Below are 16,370 nucleotides of genomic sequence, written 5' to 3'. Positions count from 1 at the left end.
CTTTCGATCATAACTTGTTACATTTCTTTTTTCAATGTAATCATTTTATTCATTAAAACAGCGGCTTCTTCCTCGCTCGCTTTACTGATTTCCTGTTTTATCCGCTCGATTTCGGTCAAACGGTAAAAATGCATGATGGTTTTGATACATTCCTCCAGTTTCGCGCTTTCGACAGGAGTATCATCCATCAAAATAGCGGATACTGGCTTTACCTGCTCCGCATCCTCAAAATGGTTCATAAGCGCTGCCGGTGACAGATGCTCACCCTTTTCCAGCAGCCCTGTAATAAGCACATAAAGCTCTCTGAAAAACCCCGGGCTAAAGTGCTCTGCCCTCAGTCTTCCGGATTTAAAGACCTCTGGCTCCATCATTCCCTTTCTGAGAAAAAGAATCTGGGCCTCCTCATAGGCTTTTGGCATTTTCTGCCAGTAGTCAATCTTTTCGCCAACATCCTCTTCCGTCAGTTCCATAGGCTTTTTGCGGTATACCTCCCGTCTTATAACCTTGAGGTCAATTCCGGTTTCTCTGGCAAGACGCTTGCTGTAAAGATCGATCTGAACCTCATCGGAGAGCTGTCTCAGCACTGCGATGGCCTGATTAATGTATTTAATCCGGCCGTCGGTTTGACTGAGATCAAATTTATTCCTCAGAAGGCCGATCTCATACTCGACAATGGTGATGGCCTCAGTCACTTTTTTCTCAAAGGCTTCTCTGCCGTGCTTCTGAATATAAGTGTCCGGGTCATCCTCAATGGGTAACCTTAATATTTTAACATTCAACGGTGTATTTTTCAAGATTGTAATGGCTTTTTGCGTAGCGCTTTCTCCAGCGGCGTCACCGTCGAAGCTGAGCACTACCTCCCCCACATAGCGCCCCAAAAGGGCTGCGTGATAAGCGGTAAAGGCTGTGCCGAGAGCGGCTACTGTGTTGCGTACGCCATGCTGATAAAGTGAGATCACATCCATATAGCCCTCGACGATGAGCATCTGCCCACCGACAATATTGCTTTTGGCATGATTCATATTAAAAAGCTCGGTTCCCTTTGAAAAAATCATGGTTTCCGGTGAGTTTAAATACTTTGGCCCGTGATCCTCCTCGCTGATCCGCCTGCCGCCAAAGCCAATAATCCGGCCTGTAGCGTTCAGAATCGGAAACATGATGCGGTTCCTGAAACGATCGTACATACGCCCATTTTCACTGCGCATCACCAGTCCGGAATCCAGCATCTCCTGATCAGTATACCCCCTTTGACGCAGGAACCCCAGAGCGTTCTGCCAGCCATCCGGCGCCAGTCCCAGGCCGTAAGCCCTGATGGTTTCCGGTGTGATCTTGCGGCCTGCCAGATAGTACTGTGCATTTCGGTTTTTTTTAAGACAAAGATAGTAATAGTTGGCCAGCTCACGGTGCAGTTCATAAAGGCGTTCTTTTTTCCGGTATCGTTCATTATCCTCGGCACTGCTGCCGTTCTCCGGCAGAATAATATGCGCCCGTCTGGCTAAAAACTTCAGCGCATCCACAAAAGGAAGATTTTCAATGGCCATGACAAAGCCAATAACATTTCCTCCTACGCCGCAGCCAAAGCAGTGATACAGCTGCTTATCCGGCGACACTGTAAAAGAAGCCGTCTTTTCGTTATGAAAAGGACACTTGCCCTTATAGGAGCTTCCGGCTTTTTTCAGTGTCACATACTCTGATACAACGTCGATAATATCGTTGGCCTGCAGCACCTGGTTAATAACCTCTTCACTATAACGAGGCGCCATCTTCTCACCACTTTCCCTGTAATATCTGATATTTGTACCAAAGGGTACTTTAATATTATTCTTTTTTTTATGTTAATATCCTTTAAAAAAGAACAACTTTTTTTAAAACATAAAAATGCAGACGCTTTTCTTAAGTTTTTTAAGATTCAACCGTTTTTTATTCCAGTCCGTTTTGCCATATTTATGCTATAATATAAACACTAAAGGAGGCTGACATGACCATACGTGAAGAACTGTTTTTACTTGCAGAAAATGATTATCGCAGATTTCAGCAAAAATTGCTGCCTGATCATTGCGAATTGATAGGAGTCCGACTTCCTATACTCAGAAAGATTGCGAAACGTATTGTGAAAGAAGATTATCCGCTTTTTCTGTCTCAGGGACCTGAAGATTATTTTGAAGAAAAAATGCTCAAAGGAATGGTGATCGGTTATCTGGACCCTGAAAAAGCCGGACTGGATACCATCATAGCATCCATTAATACTTTTATCCCCAAAATCGACAACTGGTCTGTATGCGACAGTTTCTGCAGTGGTTTAAAGCATGCTAGAGCCTACCCTGAGCTATTCTGGGGCTTTGTTTTATCCAAGCTTAAATCCTCAGACGCCTTTACTCTCCGCTTTGGCATCGTGATGCTTCTGTTTTATTATATTGATGAAGCCTATATTCATCAAACCATCGAGCTTCTGGACGCAGTCCGCCATGAGGACTACTATGTGAAGATGGCAGTAGCCTGGGCGTTATCCATGTGTTATGTACGCTTTCCGGATATTACCCTGTCATACCTTTTGGGCGAGACCGCGCTAGATATCTTTACTTATAATAAAACACTGCAGAAAATCATTGAATCCAGACAGGTCTCACCAGAAGAAAAGGCACGGATAAGACTGATGAAAAAAAGAAACTAACTCGTCCGCCCATCCTGTAAATACAGGGCTTTCCGCACTGCCGTTTCAACTGTTTGGCCAATTATCTCTCCGAGCTTAAAATGCTTCCCAGCGTCAGTCATGCGCAACTCTGAGCCGGGCCGCGCAATGATGACAACACCATCGGTACCGGTGCCGGTCGCTCCGCCTTGCGAAATCACGCTTTTGCAGCCCAGACGCTCAAGGGCGGCTGTCTTGGCTTCGGTACAGGTCATAAAAGCCTGAAGCATGGCGCCGTCCGGTAAATTGGCATCAATTGCCAGGATCACATTGATGGTGCCGCCGAGCACAAACGGCCGGCCTTCCTTCTGATCAAGCGTCGCCCGGTCGCCTGCCCGCAGAGCATTGCCCGAAACACCCGCTGTCACCAGCGCTGACACCGCCAGCGTGCCGTAAGCGGCCTCGCAGAACGCCGCGTTGCAGATCTGGGCTGCTGTGGTCAGCCCAGTCGTCTGTCCCGTCGGTAATTTTAAAATATCTGCCGCCACAATCTTTAAATGCTCCTCGTGGGTGGGCGCCAGCATTTCACACTGTCTGGTTTTATTCTCCAGCTCGTCATAATTAAAAACATATTTTAGGTCGCTGCGAATACCACCGTTTAAAAGGGATGTGCTGAGGATCCGCCGCTCATTCTCAAGGCTGATAATAGCAGACCGGCGGTCAAGACGCGCCGTATCACCAGTTGCCAGCTGATATTCTCTTATTTTCACGATCCTTTACCCCATCATCTGCCGGTACCAGAAAATAACGCATACCAGAAAGACGCCATTTAAAATATCTGCCAGCATCGCAGCCATATCCACCACATATGTATAAAAAAGCCCAAAGCAGATGCTGATAACCGAATAGATCATAACATTGGCAAAAGCAGCGGTTGTGACGGCCCTGAGGTCTTCCTCGTTCATCCATCCCTGAAAAACATGGAAACCGACGGGTACCACCAGCACAATGACCTGAATCGTATAGTATAGAAACAACCAGTCGCCATAGTCCTTGATGACCACTCCTGTCATTTTAGCATAAACTAAAAAAGCAGCGTAAAGAACACTTATCAAGCTGATAAAGAAAAAGATTTTCCCTGTTTTTGTCATTTTTTGTAGCATTGGTTCTGTCCTGATTTTCATAAAAGATTTTTTGTGATTATTATAGCACAAAAGATTGCAGTCGGGGAACAATTCTAAATGTTGACGTATACAACATCCTATTATAAAATATAAGAAAAATAAGCTTTAGAGCTTTAAAGGAGGATTCAGAATGGCAACACCAAAATTATGGTCTCTGCTTGCAGAACTAAAATCCCCGTCCTACAAATGGGTAGACCTGACCCATGCTTTTGATGATGACAGCCCGCATTGGCAGGGTTTCCCGGCCATGACCACCAAGCTGGTCTATGATTACAAAAACGGCGACATCTTTCAGACTCAGCAGTTTACGGTTGTCGGCCAGTATGGCACACATGTCGACGCGCCCATTCATTTTTACCCAGAAGGCAGAACCCTGGATGAAATCGAGGTGACCGAGTTCACCTATCCCTTATGTGTCATCGATGTGCACAACCAGGTCGCAGCCAATCCCGACTATGCGCTAAGCATCGCGGATATCAAAGCCTTTGAAGAAAGCTATGGCCCAATCCCGGACGGCGCCTTTGTCGCCATGCGCTCGGACTGGTGTAAACGCTGGCCCGATGAAAAAGGCTGCATGGAATTTGACGAAAAGGGAAATGTTCACTATCCGGGCTGGAGCCTCGAAGCCATTAAATTCCTCGTTGAAGAACGAAACGTCGGCGCCATTGGCCACGAAGCCTTTGACACTGCCCCGCCGGCCCTTGAAGAGGATAAGCCCATGGAAAGCGAAACCTATATTTTAAGCCAAAACCGCATTCAGATTGAGGTTATGGCAAACCTTGACAAGGTTCCGCCAGCCGGAGCGATCATCTTCTGCACCTTTCCTAAGGCAAAGAATGCTTCTGGCTTCCCGGCAAGATGCTTTGCCCTCTGTGAAGCCTGATCCATCCGAGATACGCCGTTTCGGCGTATCTCTTTTACTCTTCGATCTCCACCTGACCATACAGATACTTCGAGGTGTCCAGCAAATGACTGTAATCCCTGAACACCTTATCGACAATGGCGTTGGATTTTTTCACAATCTCTTTGATTTTCTGCTTCCCATAGTTTAAATCCAGAGCAAAGCTGTAGGTCTTTACCATATATTCAAAATAATCCTGATAGCTCAGGTCCATTCCATCATTAATATTCCACTGCAAAGCTCTCTGAACACCAAAAATCGTTCCGAGCGCCAGCTTAAGTTTCTTTTCATAAGAAATCTCTTCATCTATCAGTTCCATCAGCGCTGCATACTCATGTTTCTGATTTCCATCATAAATCGAGGCCTCCAGAATATCATCTTTCATGATCTCAGTGGTAAACCGCGCCATCTTATAGTCCTGTTCACGGATTCTCAGCGTCATGTTGGTAAAGCAGAGAACATAAAGCAGAATATCCTGATCTGGCGTTAAATAATTTTTGAGATGGGCTGACAAAATGGTATAATCCTCCTTCAGGATGGCGATGGCGATATTGCGCTTGCTGCTAAAGTGATAGGCGATCAGACCAAGGCTGACGTTGGCCTCTGTGGCAATGCGGCGGTTGCCAATGAGATAGCCCTCCTCCAAAAACAGCCGTTTGGCTGTTTCGTATATTTTCTGTTTGCTTTTCTTCCCCTTCATTCCCGGCAACCTCCTTCGGTGTCTTTGTGATTTAATTTAAACATATTTTTTATCCTTAATCAAGCCTTTATTCAAACAACTGGACGCGTTCAAAAACATTGACTTTAGTAAAAAATCATGTTATTATTATTTTATAAAAAACTGAACGCGTACAGTAAATAACTTAGGAGGGTTTTTCCATATGAGTGAAAATCAATTATCTGCTGGAGTACTGGAAAAAAACAAGCTTTTTGAAGATGTCTTTGACGGAAAGGTTCCTGAGCGTGTGCCACGTCTTGTTTTTGGTGATAACGCTTTCTGTCTCGAGTATGCCGGTTATGACCTGAGAAAAGAACAGTACAGTCTGGTAAAAAATCTGGACGCCATCGACCAGGCGACCAAAGACTTTGATTCAGATGTTGTTTTTGGCATGTTTTTGAGAATGCCGCATCTTTACAAAATGCTGGAAGCCATCAACTTTGTGATGGGCACAGACGGTTTTATCCAGCATCCTGAAGTGCAGGGCTTAAAAGATGATGAGTATGACGATTTTATCGCCGACCCCATCAAAACGCTTTGGGACAAGGTGCTGCCCAGACTGTATCCCGCTCTGGCAAAACCGGGCTTTGAGGGCCAGAAGGCTTTGTCCAAGGCGTTCTATACCTTCTTCACCTCTATGGGTGTCATGCAGCAGGGCTTTGGCAAAATCGCCGAAAAGTATGACAAGTCTGTCTATTCTATGGCCCCTGCTGCCTCCTGTACCCCGCTCGACATTCTCTCTGACCAGCTGCGCTCTTTCTCAGGCATCAGCACAGATATGCGCCGCCGTCCGGAAAAAGTAGAGGCCGCCTGCAACGCGCTGCTTCCTGTCGCCATCAAGGCCGGCTCCGGGCCAAACGCCAACCGCTATGTGCGTACCTTTATTCCGCTTCACATGGCGCCATACATGCGTGAAAAAGACTTTAAGCGCTTTTACTGGCCAACCTTTAAGGCCTATGTTGAGGCACTGGACGCAAGAGGTATCGGTGCAAACCTGTTTGTTGAGCATGACTGGATGCGCTATCTCGATTATCTTAACGAGCTGCCGCCGCTGACACACATGAGCTTTGAGTTCGGTGATCCTAAGCTGATCGCTGAAAAGGTGGGAAAACGCCATGTTATCTCTGGCCTGTACCCGCTCACTCTCTTAAAAACAGGAACCGAACAGCAATGTATTGACAAGGCAAAAGAATTGATCGACATTCTGGCTCCAGGCGGACAGTATATCTTTGCCCTTGACAAAAATCTGCTCAAAGCCCGGGATATTAACCCTGAAAATTTAAAGGCAGTCCTGAACTTTGTAAAAGAATATGGAAAATATTAAGGAGGCGTTATGATGGAAGATTTCAAATCTGAATACTACACAGACCTAAAGGAAACCATGGAAAAATACGATATTCCGCCGGAAGCAGTCGAATTTGCGGCTGAACCGATGCAGTCACTCGAGGAAATGTTCTTCTCTTTTGCGAACTATTTGATTTCATAAACGAAAAGCCAGGATTCTCATCGAGATATCCTGGCTCTTATTGATTATCTAAATAAAATTGCTTCTTAATCATCACATTTTGCGAGTGCTTTTGCGGCTAAATCAGCAGCGATAAAACTATAGAACATCATAATAAAATCTCTCCTTTCTCAAAGCACTGTTATTTATTTGCTTTATTAACTGATTCTAGTTTACACACTAATCCGCTTTTGGTCAAGCAACACTTTCATTTATTTACAGTTTGTTACAAATTTTTACAAAGATGCATAAAAAGGCGACTGCTGTTTTCTTCTTGATAATGCGTTTACAGTCCCTGTAACACTGGCTTTGCAATATTTTTTTATTAATTCTCTAAATTTTAAACATATTTTTCAACGTAACATTATTTAAGAATCTATTAAGTTTCTTTTTTAGATATTTATTTCTGTCAAAAATCATGTCAAGGGTAAATTTATGCTTATAAGAAAAATATTTTTTTAAATACGCTTATAAATTATTCTTTTTAAAAAATTATGTTTCTGCTGTTTCATAATTCTCTATTTTTCTCGGTCCATCATCGGTACAAATCTGTTTATCGTTTCCAGATAATGCGGCAGTTTTTTACTTTTTGCTCTTCCCTTAAGCTTAGCAATTGCCTGTGTAAACATATTCCAGATGGTTCCTTGCGATCTCGGCCAGCCGGTGAACTGTCTCGATCTCGGTCGGCCCTCTGTCAAGCATCTGATAACTTGGAAAAAGCGTGATACATGCAGCGGGATCTCAGGATTGATGCCGGCCAGCCACTCTGCCAACGCGTCCATTTCCTCATCACTGTCATTTTCTCCGGGAATGATCAGGGTTGTTACCTCAACATGGCAGTGCTCTGCCGCCAGAAGGATATTTGTCTTAACCGTTTTAAAATCACCGCTCACTACCTCATAAAAGGATTCATTAAAAGCCTTTAAATCAATATTCATAGCGTCAATCAGTGGCAAAAGCGTTTCAAAATAGTTTGAAGCAATATTTCCATTGGTCACCACCACATTTTTCATGCCTCTTTCACGGATCAGCACTGCGCAGTCCCGCACAAACTCATAACCTACCAGCGGCTCATTGTATGTATAGGCAATGCCGATGTTTCCTGCTTCTTTCAGGCTTTTCGCCTTATTCGCCAGCATTTCCGGCGTGACATGGATCGTCCGTGTATCCCGTCCACTCATGGAAATCGAGCTGTTCTGGCAAAATGAACAGCGGAGGTTACAGCCATAGCTGCCCACTGAAAGAATTGAGGTTCCTTTAAAAAAACGGTTCAGGGGCTTCTTTTCAATGGGGTCCATGGCGGCTGAGGTAAGCCTGCCATAATTTTCACAGACAATGCGCTCGCCGTTATTGCCCCTGGCCTGGCAAAAGCCTGTCCGGCCTTCCTCAATAACGCAGTGGTGCGGGCATAAATCACAGGTCAGTTTCATGAATGACGCACCACCTCAAACCGTTGCAGCTCACAGGCTTCATCGGCTGCGATTCCGGCTTTTTGTTTCGCGATGGCGATCTGCTGCTCCACACTGTCAACGCCATCAAGGTTTGGCAAAAGCAATCCCCGCTTGTGGCCCTTTGTGACGATCACGCCATAACGGCGGCTATCCAGCGCATTGGCCGAGCCGATGGCCTCCGGCGTACTCAGCACATCCACGCTGTAGACAAGCGCTTCCAGCTCAGAGACCTTAACCTGTGGAAACCGCGGGTCTGACATCCCTGCACTGACAGCGTTCCTTAAAATTTCTTCTGCCACACTACCTGTTACCGGAGCGATTGTTCCGATACAGCCACGGAGCTTTCCATGTTTTTTCAGGGAAACAAAGACGCCCACCTGCCGGCTTGTCAGCTCTCCTGGCAGTTCTTTTGGCAGTTTTGCCGGCACACCGGTCTTGACATAGGCCTCGAGTGCATAGCGCGCCAGACGGACATACTCATCCTCCTGGCTTTTCAACGCCTTTAACCGATCCTCCTCCAGCTTTATATACTGTTTTTCAAAATAGCGCTCTGTGGTCTTGCCCAACGGGCGAAAGGCCGCCACCGCATAGCCCACCCCAAAAGGGCCCTCATAGGACAAAAGCTCTGGTTCTACCGCCGTACCATCCAGAGTGCCAGCCATTATGGCAAAAGAGCCAAGCCCGCATTCAGCCGCCTTTTCACAAAAGCCGGGCTCGTAGGTCAAAAATCTCAGAAAATCTGCACGTTTCATGGCTGCTGTCACATCGGCATCGAACACCGGCCCTTCGGACGCAAAGCCGTAAGGCCCGTCCTCCTTTAATTTATGGGACAAATCGCCGCTGGCAACAATCACAATCCGGCGGTCCAGCTTGTCAGCCGCCTTTGCGATGCTCTCACCCAGACGGTAATGATCGATCATGGGCAGGCCGGACAGGCCGATGCGCACCACCTCGGAGGAAAGCTTAAAGGGCGCCAGAAACCAAAGCGGAATCAGCGTGCCGTGGTCCAGCGCTGGATCCTTTTCGCCGAGTGTCCCGGCGGGGATACCGTCCTCCTCGGCCTGAATACCAACGGCCTTGGCAAGCACTTCGTCATAGGAAGCTTTTACCAAAACACCGCTGACGCCAAAAGCACGCAGATCGCCCTCTGCCCCACTTCCCGGTGAAATATGGAAATAATCGGCATACATAACCGAATGCGGAGAGGTAATCACAATGGTATCCGGCTTTAGCTCTGCAATACGTTTGGCCACAGCCCTGTACGCCCGGGCTGTTTTTTCAATTTTTTTCTCCTCACCGCGCCCCACTTCCGGCAAAATAATAGGGGGATGCGGCACAATAAAAGTACCAACCACAGACATCTTAAACACCTCTTTTTTCTTTTTAATATATCACAGCAATAAAAAAATCTCCTTAAGTTTTAACAATTTCTTTAAACTTTAATTACCAAATAGCAATAAAGGGCACAGCTTTTTTGCGAGCTGTACCCTTCGAGGTGAACATTTATAATCTTTTAAAAGCTTCTAGACCATCGCAATAGGCCTTACATACATTCCTGTCGCGCATTTAACCTTTGCGGGCAGGCAGATAAAGCAAAATTCATAGCATTTATCCTTTGCCAGCTGATCCAGCTGCAAATATTCGATAATATGAACAGCCTGCTGAATCAGCAGATAATGGTGCACTGGCTGTGGGTGCTCTGGCACAGAGGATGAGCCGTCTGCGTTAAAGCCGTCAATACACGCCATATCATCGCCGACCAAAAAAGCGCCGTTGCCTTCTACCAGATATCTGGCAGCAGAAATACCCAGACCGGCATCACAGCAGGCTTCAGGTCCTGGCCAATTTTCACCGGTTCTCAGCATTACGGCGTCGCCTTTTTTCAGCTCAACACCTTCCCATTTCGCGCAGCCGTCGCAGTCCTCAGCGGTAATAATATAGTTGGGATCAAGACGGTCGACCCCTTTATAGCCGGCAATGTCCAAAAGCACGCCGCGCATAACCATTGGCGGAATTTTTGCAATATCGCATTTAACCGGGCCGTAGTTGGTGCTGTAACGGTCGGCGGAGTAGCCATTATACCAGTGGTTGTCATCGCCGGTTGTCCAGTGGCACAGCGCATCGATGTGAGTTCCTGCATGGAGCGGCGCAATGAGCATTTCCGTATTGAGCCCCATTTTATAAGCGTCCTTGCTGCTGTCCAGCATTCCTCCGTCCTCCGACCAGTTGAACTCTGGGCTCAGCCCGCTGCCCTTCATATTTTTACGGCCAGACGGTGAGGCATAAGCCAAAATATCAAAGCCGCAGTGCCCTGCCCAGACAGGCATACCCTTAAAACGCTCTGTTTCCAAATCATATATTTTTCCCTTTTTAATATACTGAACCGCCTTCAGAATAAGCTCCGGTGTCAGATCGTTCATGACGCCGACTTCATCTTCTTCGCCCCATTCACCCCAACGGTTATTTTCCATCCAGCTGTTATCATAGTAATCTTTCATTTTACTTCTCTCCTCTATCTCTGTTTAAAATAAATTTTTCATATACCCCTGTTTATCCCAGTTAAGCTGCACTTTTTCCATGATCTCTACCTTGCCCTCAAGCTCTGGCAAGAGTGCTTCTGAAACGATAAGCTCCTGCAGCTCCAATGTATTTTTAGCCATGACCATTCTGGCATTTTCGGCTGTGACATACCGGTTGCAGCAGTTCAATGCGGTTTCAATCGCCTCTCTGTCGCTCTCTGCGACAACAGGCATAAACCCACGCTCTAAAAATCCTGAAGTCATTGTGTTGACATAGGTAGGCTCAAAATTAATTTTTTCATACATTCTGCGGGTAATCAAATCCGCGATTCCTACACCGATGGCATTACGGTGGCTTTCTTCGGTCAGATCAAGACAGACAATACGGTAAATATCTGGAAGCTGATCCGGCATATTCCGAATAAGGTAGCGGCCGACAATGTTGGGATCAATCCCTGTCCCACTGATATTTTTACCCATTTCCTGCAAAACCAGCACGTCCAGCTTGTCGCATGGAAGGGCCGGCAGAAGCGCTTTGGCTTCCTTTAAAAGCTCACGCTCACGTGCTTCAATACGCTCCGCAGGCAGTACCTCAATTTTGGCTGTCCGGTCCTGCTGGTTTTCTAAAATGGCGACCCCCATCAATATGGGCATCTTATCCAAAATGACCCTGGCAGATTCTGGCATGAGCACACTCAGGCCATAGATTCCCCGGCGGTGGATCGTGGAAGCGCCGCGCTGTTTTCCAAGCCCGATGGCCATCTGTTTCATAATGCCGCTCTCAATTTCGCCATGAAAATCTGTGTGGGGCTTAATCCGGTTGACCATGATGATGCCATCCATCGAGCAGGCATTCTTATCAAAATGAACCGGCACGCCCTCTTTTGTATAACCGATCGTATTCGTTTCCATTGAGGACAGAAAGGGCACTCCCATGCTCTCCGGAGTAATACCATAGCCTTCTAGAACTTCCAGCTGGCCTTCTGCCGTCGCGCCGCCATGACTTCCCATTGCCGGAATGATAAAAGGCTCCGCCTTGCTTTCCTTTACAAAATCTACTACTGCTTTTATAATCCGGCTGTAATGATAAATTCCACGGCTCCCTGCCGCGATGCCGATCCGGCTGCCTGGCCTGATACGCTCCTTATAGAGGCTCATCTCACGGATAACTGTCTCCTCAGGATTCTCTAAAAAATCAGTCTTCCACTTTTGCCGAACGCGGTACAATACTGGTATTAATGACGGTCCAAATTCAATCAACGCATCCCCTCCTTTGCCTATACGTTGTTTTCAGGAGAAGATGTTTCATTTCAGAACACATTTGGTTCTCTGCTCTCCTTACTTTAGGTCACACGTATTCTATCACCATGATTTAGGGACTTCAAGAAAGTAAAAGGCCAAAAGTGTTTTATTATAAATCATTTTTCAGTTTTCGCCAGAGTGTGCTTCTGCTGATTCCCAGCATTTTCGCTACCTTTGACTGGTTATGATTTTCCCTTTGCAGCAGAACCGTAATGATGTCCCGTTCAATACTTTCCAAAGGCTGGTCAAGATTTAATCCTGTATCTGTCTCTTTCTTTTCCTCAGGATAGCGGTTTTGATTTTTCAAAAGATAGCCCAGTCTGTCTTTTGAAATATAAAGGGTGTTGGACTCTAAAACCAGCTCCTTGACAAGATTTCGCAGTTCCTTGATATTAAAATGCCACGGAAGCGTCTCTAAAAGGCTGTAGGCTTCCTCCTGAAACCCGACAATCTCTTTGCCGTATTCGCTGTTAAACTGTGTAATAAAAAGACTGCTGAGATTTCGGATATCTTCCTTTCGGTTTCGCAATGGCGGCAAAAATATCTGAATACCGCTGAAGAAAGTGTACATTTCGGAATGGAGAATGCCCTTCCGGATCATCTCCTCAAGAGATATTTCTGAGGACGCCAGAAGTTTCAGCCTCTTAATCGAAGAAGCCTGGTGCAAAAAAGACAGCAAAAGAAGCTGTACTGACAGATTCATGTGGTCAATGTCATTAAAAAAAATAATTTTGGATTTCTTATTATCAATGAGTGAAAACAGCGTGTCAAACACCTCATCACTCTCACTGCAGTTCAGAGCCATACAGTTTACCTGGATAAATTCTTTATTTTTTTGCTGTTTTTCCCGATGAATGGACAACGCGAAATCCTCACGCCCGGTGCCCTGCTCGCCATAAATTAAAATTGGCTTATAGTTTTCGCAATTTGCCTGCGCTGTCTGTATGGCCCTTTTCATCAAAGCATTGCTGCTCTCAAACCGCGACAGGATCATTGTATTTTTGCCAAAATCATTATCTAGCTTGATGATATTCTTTTCCTTAAGCCGCTGGCTCAGGTAACGTTTTCCATATAAGAAATAGCGTTTTACCTTCCCTTCTATCAAAGATCCCTCGACATGCCACAACTCATCATTCATTGTCAGATTAAAAACGACATGTCCTTTCAGATCAATCTGATCTTTATAGCGCTGAATGTCAGAATGGGCTTTGATTCCGTCAAACATCTCCGCATTGTCATTGGTAAAAAAGATATTCCCCTCCTCATCAAACACGTCGATACGGACTGCCTCATTGGCGATGAGCTTTTTATAAAAATTGCGCTCTTCCCTGAGATAGGAAAGCTGGCCGTACATTTTCTTTGCCTGCTCCAGCGCTTTAGAAACACTTTCTCTGCCGGAGGTGATCATGGCATGGTTCAGGCCGATACTGTCCGCTGCCTTTGCGGTGATCACATCGCCAGCGACAAAATTATATCCCTGGCTCTGCAGGTTTGAAAGCATGGGAAAAAGCTCGTTTTCGCTGTTGATCTCAAAACAGTCAATCTCATACTGAAGCAAATCACACAGCACATAAATACTTTTGATGATGGCAGAAAAGCCCACCACTGCCGTTTTACCCGTATAGGTCTGAAGCAGGCGGATCAGGCGCACCATATCGTAACCGGAAATATCAATATAAATAACCGGGATATGAGTCGCCTCCTCGATCAGCCCGGCGGTGCGGCCCCGGGAAAGCACAAAATCATAAGTGTCATCCTGATAATGCTCTTTAAAAATTTTCAGGCCCTCATACATGTCGCCGACAAAAAGGTCGGCCGAGATGTCCGGCTCCTGCTCGAGGACTTCTGCCACTGTTTTCATCAGGCCTTTGTAAGGCATAATTCCAAGTATTTTCATAAAACTGCTCCTGTATGGGCTAACATTCTCTCAACCACATCCTCTCTCCCCAGTCCGCCGGCCTTTGATATGACGCGGTAATCGCCAGTCTCTGACAATACCACCCCCGGCTCAATCTCATCAACTGGCCTCAGATCATTCAGCTTCAGATGATTAAGCACTGCCAAAAGCGTATCCCCGCCAAAAACAGCGAGATCCTTATAGCCAAACGCTTCGGCCACGTGCTTTGTAATATAGCCCAGCCGGTCCGCGACGTGCGCCCTTTCCCCGCTGCGCTCAGGTCTGAAGGGACTCCCGCTTTCAATATCCGAGCTCGCCAGGATCATTGTATGCCCAGCCTGCCCTTCCATATCTTTCAACAGCCGATTCAGCCCCTGACTCCCATTCCCACTCAGTTCAAGATAATCTGAGAGCTTAAAAAGAGGAATTCCCAGTGCTCGCGCTTTTTTAAGCTGGCATGTCGAAACCGGACAGACACTGCCGCACATTAACAATAAAGGCCGCTCTATCTTCAAAGCTTTCTGTGCCTGTGTCCTCATTTCCAAAAGTGACGGCAGAAATGACGCGAAGCCCGCGCAGCCTGAAAAAATACTGAGATGCCTGAACGCTTTTAAACAGCCAGCAATCTTTTTCATCTCGCTCTGGTTTTCTGCGTCAAAAACATAGATCCCCTTCGCTTCTGGATCAAGGCGCTCAAGCCCAGTGACTGGAATCTCATAAACCGGCACCGCGCACTGGCTGTGAACGATCTCTGAAATCCTGCTGGAAATAACCGGATTAAAAGGATCCTGCGCAAAGGTTGTCTCTGAAAGCGGCGTTTTATCAATATACTGCAGGCCTGCGCGCGTGTACCTTTTATTTTCGGGATAAGCCGGCACCAGCATCACCTGCTCTGCTTCCATCCCCTTCATACAGCCATACAGCTCCGCCCCGATGTTTCCTCTGAGAGTCGAGTCTATTTTTTTATAAAGAAAAGGAATGCCTGCTTTTTTGACATTGCCCGAGATTTCATAAAGTCTCTGCGCGGCCTTTTTCTCTGTTAGATGTCTGGATTCTGTATTGATGACCAGCACCTCACAGTCGCCGCCTGCTGCCATGCGGCCATTGGTCTGCTGTGTCACAACCGTACGGATTCCCAGCTTGCCGAACTGTATGCCTGTATCAAGCGCTCCGGTAAAATCATCCGCCAGCACCACAAGCCTGATCATTGCCGTTTCTCCCTGCCGCGCGCCATAATCGCTGCCATGTGCAGCGCGTCAAGCATTGATTCCTCATTTGCTTTTCCGGTCCCCGCCACCTCAAAGGCTGTTCCGTGGTCTACAGAGGTTCTTATGATCGGCAGGCCCACCGTACAGTTTACGCCGCTCATACTCGTGAATGCACCAGTCTCAGGATCCATTCTAAAACCACAGAGCTTAAGCGGAATATGTCCCTGGTCATGGTACATGGCAACGACCATATCAAAAGCCCCGCCGAGGGCTTTTACAAAAACAGTGTCCGGTGAAACCGGCCCGATGGCCTTTATGCCGGCTTTTTCAGCCGCCTCTATGGCCGGGATAATCTCGAGCGCTTCCTCATCGCCAAAAAGACCGCCCTCCGAGCAGTGTGGGTTAAAGCCTGCTACACCTATTCTTGGAGAATCAATCCCCATGAGCCGCAGTGTCTCATCTGCCAGACAGATTGTGTCATAAATCCGGTCTTTTTTGATCATGTCGCATACCCTTCGGATCGACGCATGGGTCGTCACATGAATCACGCGCAGCTTATCACTTGTCAAGACCATACGGTATGCTTTTGTGCCCGTATAATGGGCGAAGATTTCAGTGTGCCCTGAAAAATGATGCCCGGCAAGATTCAGCGCCTCCTTGTTGATCGGACCGGTTACAACACCGTCAAGAACACCGTCCATTGCCAATATAATACCCTTTTTTATAAATTGGAATCCCGCATCGCCGCAGCGGGCGTCAACCTTTCCGAACTGCCAGTCAGCAGTTTTAAAAAGCTCCATGTCAATATATGGAAGCGCGTCCTTCCCAAGGTGGTCAAGGGTTTCTCTCAGGCTGTTCTCTTTGACAGGAACCAGCTCTTTTTCAATTTTTATGATTTTCAGAGCCTTTTCCAGTACCTTCTTATCTCCCACGGCCACTGGGCTGCACATTTTCCAAATCTCCTGGCAGGCCATTGCTTTCAGTGTGATCTCCGGCCCAATACCCGCTGGATCACCAATTGTTATCCCTAAAATAGGCTTCATCTTTCTTCCCCCTT

At 46.6% G+C, this 16,370-nt stretch carries 15 protein-coding genes; 4 read left to right on the top strand and 11 right to left on the bottom strand.

Going from position 1 to position 16,370, the window contains the following annotated elements; all coding sequences use genetic code 11:
• Positions 1–17: 17 nt before the first annotated feature.
• Positions 18–1,763, bottom strand: a complete 1,746-nt coding sequence (gene dnaG, locus CPZ25_RS02785) for a DNA primase (RefSeq protein WP_243129336.1) — start codon at positions 1,761–1,763, stop codon at positions 18–20.
• A gap of 215 nt (positions 1,764–1,978) precedes the next feature.
• On the opposite strand from dnaG, the gene CPZ25_RS02780 reads away from it, so the two are divergent.
• Entirely contained in the window at positions 1,979–2,671 is a 693-nt protein-coding gene (locus tag CPZ25_RS02780) for a DNA alkylation repair protein (RefSeq protein ID WP_096919937.1), read from the top strand.
• On the opposite strand, the gene CPZ25_RS02775 is transcribed toward CPZ25_RS02780, so the two are convergent.
• Both CPZ25_RS02775 and CPZ25_RS02770 read right to left on the bottom strand, forming a co-directional pair.
• Complete coding sequence (locus CPZ25_RS02775) at positions 2,668–3,399, bottom strand: adenosylcobinamide amidohydrolase (RefSeq protein WP_167495144.1); 732 nt, start codon at positions 3,397–3,399, stop codon at positions 2,668–2,670. The two genes, CPZ25_RS02780 and CPZ25_RS02775, sit on opposite strands and share 4 nt — an antisense overlap.
• Before the next feature lie 6 nt (positions 3,400–3,405).
• Positions 3,406–3,792, bottom strand: a complete 387-nt coding sequence (locus CPZ25_RS02770; protein WP_133067085.1) for a hypothetical protein — start codon at positions 3,790–3,792, stop codon at positions 3,406–3,408.
• Positions 3,793–3,943: 151 nt separating this feature from the next.
• Between CPZ25_RS02770 and CPZ25_RS02765 the strand changes: the two genes are divergently transcribed.
• Positions 3,944–4,696: a cyclase family protein gene (locus CPZ25_RS02765; RefSeq protein WP_058694716.1), complete on the top strand. Its 753-nt coding sequence runs from the start codon at positions 3,944–3,946 to the stop codon at positions 4,694–4,696.
• Between the two features lie 34 nt (positions 4,697–4,730).
• Here CPZ25_RS02765 and CPZ25_RS02760 read toward each other — a convergent pair whose 3' ends face one another.
• A complete protein-coding gene (locus CPZ25_RS02760) occupies positions 4,731–5,414 on the bottom strand; it encodes a TetR/AcrR family transcriptional regulator (protein ID WP_096919940.1) in 684 nt (227 codons plus the stop codon).
• Positions 5,415–5,595: 181 nt separating this feature from the next.
• Here CPZ25_RS02760 and CPZ25_RS02755 point away from each other — a divergent pair, with 181 nt between their 5' ends.
• Both CPZ25_RS02755 and CPZ25_RS20325 read left to right on the top strand, forming a co-directional pair.
• Positions 5,596–6,756, top strand: a complete 1,161-nt coding sequence (locus CPZ25_RS02755; protein ID WP_058694718.1) for a uroporphyrinogen decarboxylase family protein — start codon at positions 5,596–5,598, stop codon at positions 6,754–6,756.
• A gap of 9 nt (positions 6,757–6,765) precedes the next feature.
• Positions 6,766–6,918 (top strand): hypothetical protein, encoded by a 153-nt coding sequence (locus CPZ25_RS20325; protein ID WP_158501347.1) that lies wholly within the window; start codon positions 6,766–6,768, stop codon positions 6,916–6,918.
• Between the two features lie 536 nt (positions 6,919–7,454).
• Here CPZ25_RS20325 and amrS read toward each other — a convergent pair.
• The 7 genes from amrS to pdxA form a co-directional block, all read right to left on the bottom strand.
• A complete protein-coding gene (gene amrS / locus CPZ25_RS02750) occupies positions 7,455–8,366 on the bottom strand; it encodes an AmmeMemoRadiSam system radical SAM enzyme (protein WP_479723750.1) in 912 nt (303 codons plus the stop codon).
• On the bottom strand, positions 8,363–9,748 hold the full coding sequence (amrA, locus tag CPZ25_RS02745) for an AmmeMemoRadiSam system protein A (protein ID WP_096919941.1): 1,386 nt from the start codon (positions 9,746–9,748) through the stop codon (positions 8,363–8,365). The genes amrS and amrA overlap by 4 nt, the downstream gene beginning before the upstream one ends.
• Before the next feature lie 162 nt (positions 9,749–9,910).
• A complete protein-coding gene (locus CPZ25_RS02740; RefSeq protein WP_058694721.1) occupies positions 9,911–10,885 on the bottom strand; it encodes a cyclase family protein in 975 nt (324 codons plus the stop codon).
• 24 nt (positions 10,886–10,909) lie between these two features.
• A complete protein-coding gene (locus CPZ25_RS02735) occupies positions 10,910–12,166 on the bottom strand; it encodes a nickel pincer cofactor-dependent isomerase, group 22 (RefSeq protein ID WP_096919942.1) in 1,257 nt (418 codons plus the stop codon).
• A gap of 151 nt (positions 12,167–12,317) precedes the next feature.
• On the bottom strand, positions 12,318–14,105 hold the full coding sequence (locus CPZ25_RS02730) for a sigma-54-dependent Fis family transcriptional regulator (RefSeq protein ID WP_096919943.1): 1,788 nt from the start codon (positions 14,103–14,105) through the stop codon (positions 12,318–12,320).
• The gene (locus tag CPZ25_RS02725; protein WP_096919944.1) at positions 14,102–15,313 is read right to left on the bottom strand and encodes a four-carbon acid sugar kinase family protein; all 1,212 of its coding nucleotides are present in this window, start codon (positions 15,311–15,313) and stop codon (positions 14,102–14,104) included. Before CPZ25_RS02725 ends, CPZ25_RS02730 begins: the two co-directional genes overlap by 4 nt.
• Positions 15,310–16,356 carry a 4-hydroxythreonine-4-phosphate dehydrogenase PdxA gene (gene pdxA, locus CPZ25_RS02720; protein WP_082669294.1) on the bottom strand — a complete coding sequence of 349 codons (1,047 nt, stop codon included), beginning with the start codon at positions 16,354–16,356 and terminating at the stop codon, positions 15,310–15,312. The genes CPZ25_RS02725 and pdxA overlap by 4 nt, the downstream gene beginning before the upstream one ends.
• Between the last annotated feature and the right edge of the window lie 14 nt (positions 16,357–16,370).

This window comes from Eubacterium maltosivorans (assembly GCF_002441855.2).
Taxonomy (GTDB): Bacteria; Bacillota; Clostridia; order Eubacteriales; family Eubacteriaceae; genus Eubacterium; species Eubacterium maltosivorans.
Note: the sequence above shows the minus strand (reverse complement) of the source record. Positions and strands in the feature narration are given on the sequence as shown.

Bases quoted from the DNA above. Each gene is read 5' to 3' on its own strand.
- CPZ25_RS02725 (WP_096919944.1), bottom strand. From the start codon at position 15,313: ATGATCAGGCTTGTGGTGCTGGCGGATGATTTTACCGGAGCGCTTGAT.
- CPZ25_RS02780 (WP_096919937.1), top strand. From the start codon at position 1,979: ATGACCATACGTGAAGAACTGTTTTTACTTGCAGAAAATGATTATCGC.
- dnaG (WP_243129336.1), bottom strand. From the start codon at position 1,763: ATGGCGCCTCGTTATAGTGAAGAGGTTATTAACCAGGTGCTGCAGGCC.
- CPZ25_RS20325 (WP_158501347.1), top strand. From the start codon at position 6,766: ATGATGGAAGATTTCAAATCTGAATACTACACAGACCTAAAGGAAACC.
- pdxA (WP_082669294.1), bottom strand. From the start codon at position 16,356: ATGAAGCCTATTTTAGGGATAACAATTGGTGATCCAGCGGGTATTGGG.
- CPZ25_RS02730 (WP_096919943.1), bottom strand. From the start codon at position 14,105: ATGAAAATACTTGGAATTATGCCTTACAAAGGCCTGATGAAAACAGTG.
- amrA (WP_096919941.1), bottom strand. From the start codon at position 9,748: ATGTCTGTGGTTGGTACTTTTATTGTGCCGCATCCCCCTATTATTTTG.
- amrS (WP_479723750.1), bottom strand. From the start codon at position 8,366: ATGAAACTGACCTGTGATTTATGCCCGCACCACTGCGTTATTGAGGAA.
- CPZ25_RS02740 (WP_058694721.1), bottom strand. From the start codon at position 10,885: ATGAAAGATTACTATGATAACAGCTGGATGGAAAATAACCGTTGGGGT.
- CPZ25_RS02765 (WP_058694716.1), top strand. From the start codon at position 3,944: ATGGCAACACCAAAATTATGGTCTCTGCTTGCAGAACTAAAATCCCCG.
- CPZ25_RS02770 (WP_133067085.1), bottom strand. From the start codon at position 3,792: ATGCTACAAAAAATGACAAAAACAGGGAAAATCTTTTTCTTTATCAGC.
- CPZ25_RS02755 (WP_058694718.1), top strand. From the start codon at position 5,596: ATGAGTGAAAATCAATTATCTGCTGGAGTACTGGAAAAAAACAAGCTT.
- CPZ25_RS02760 (WP_096919940.1), bottom strand. From the start codon at position 5,414: ATGAAGGGGAAGAAAAGCAAACAGAAAATATACGAAACAGCCAAACGG.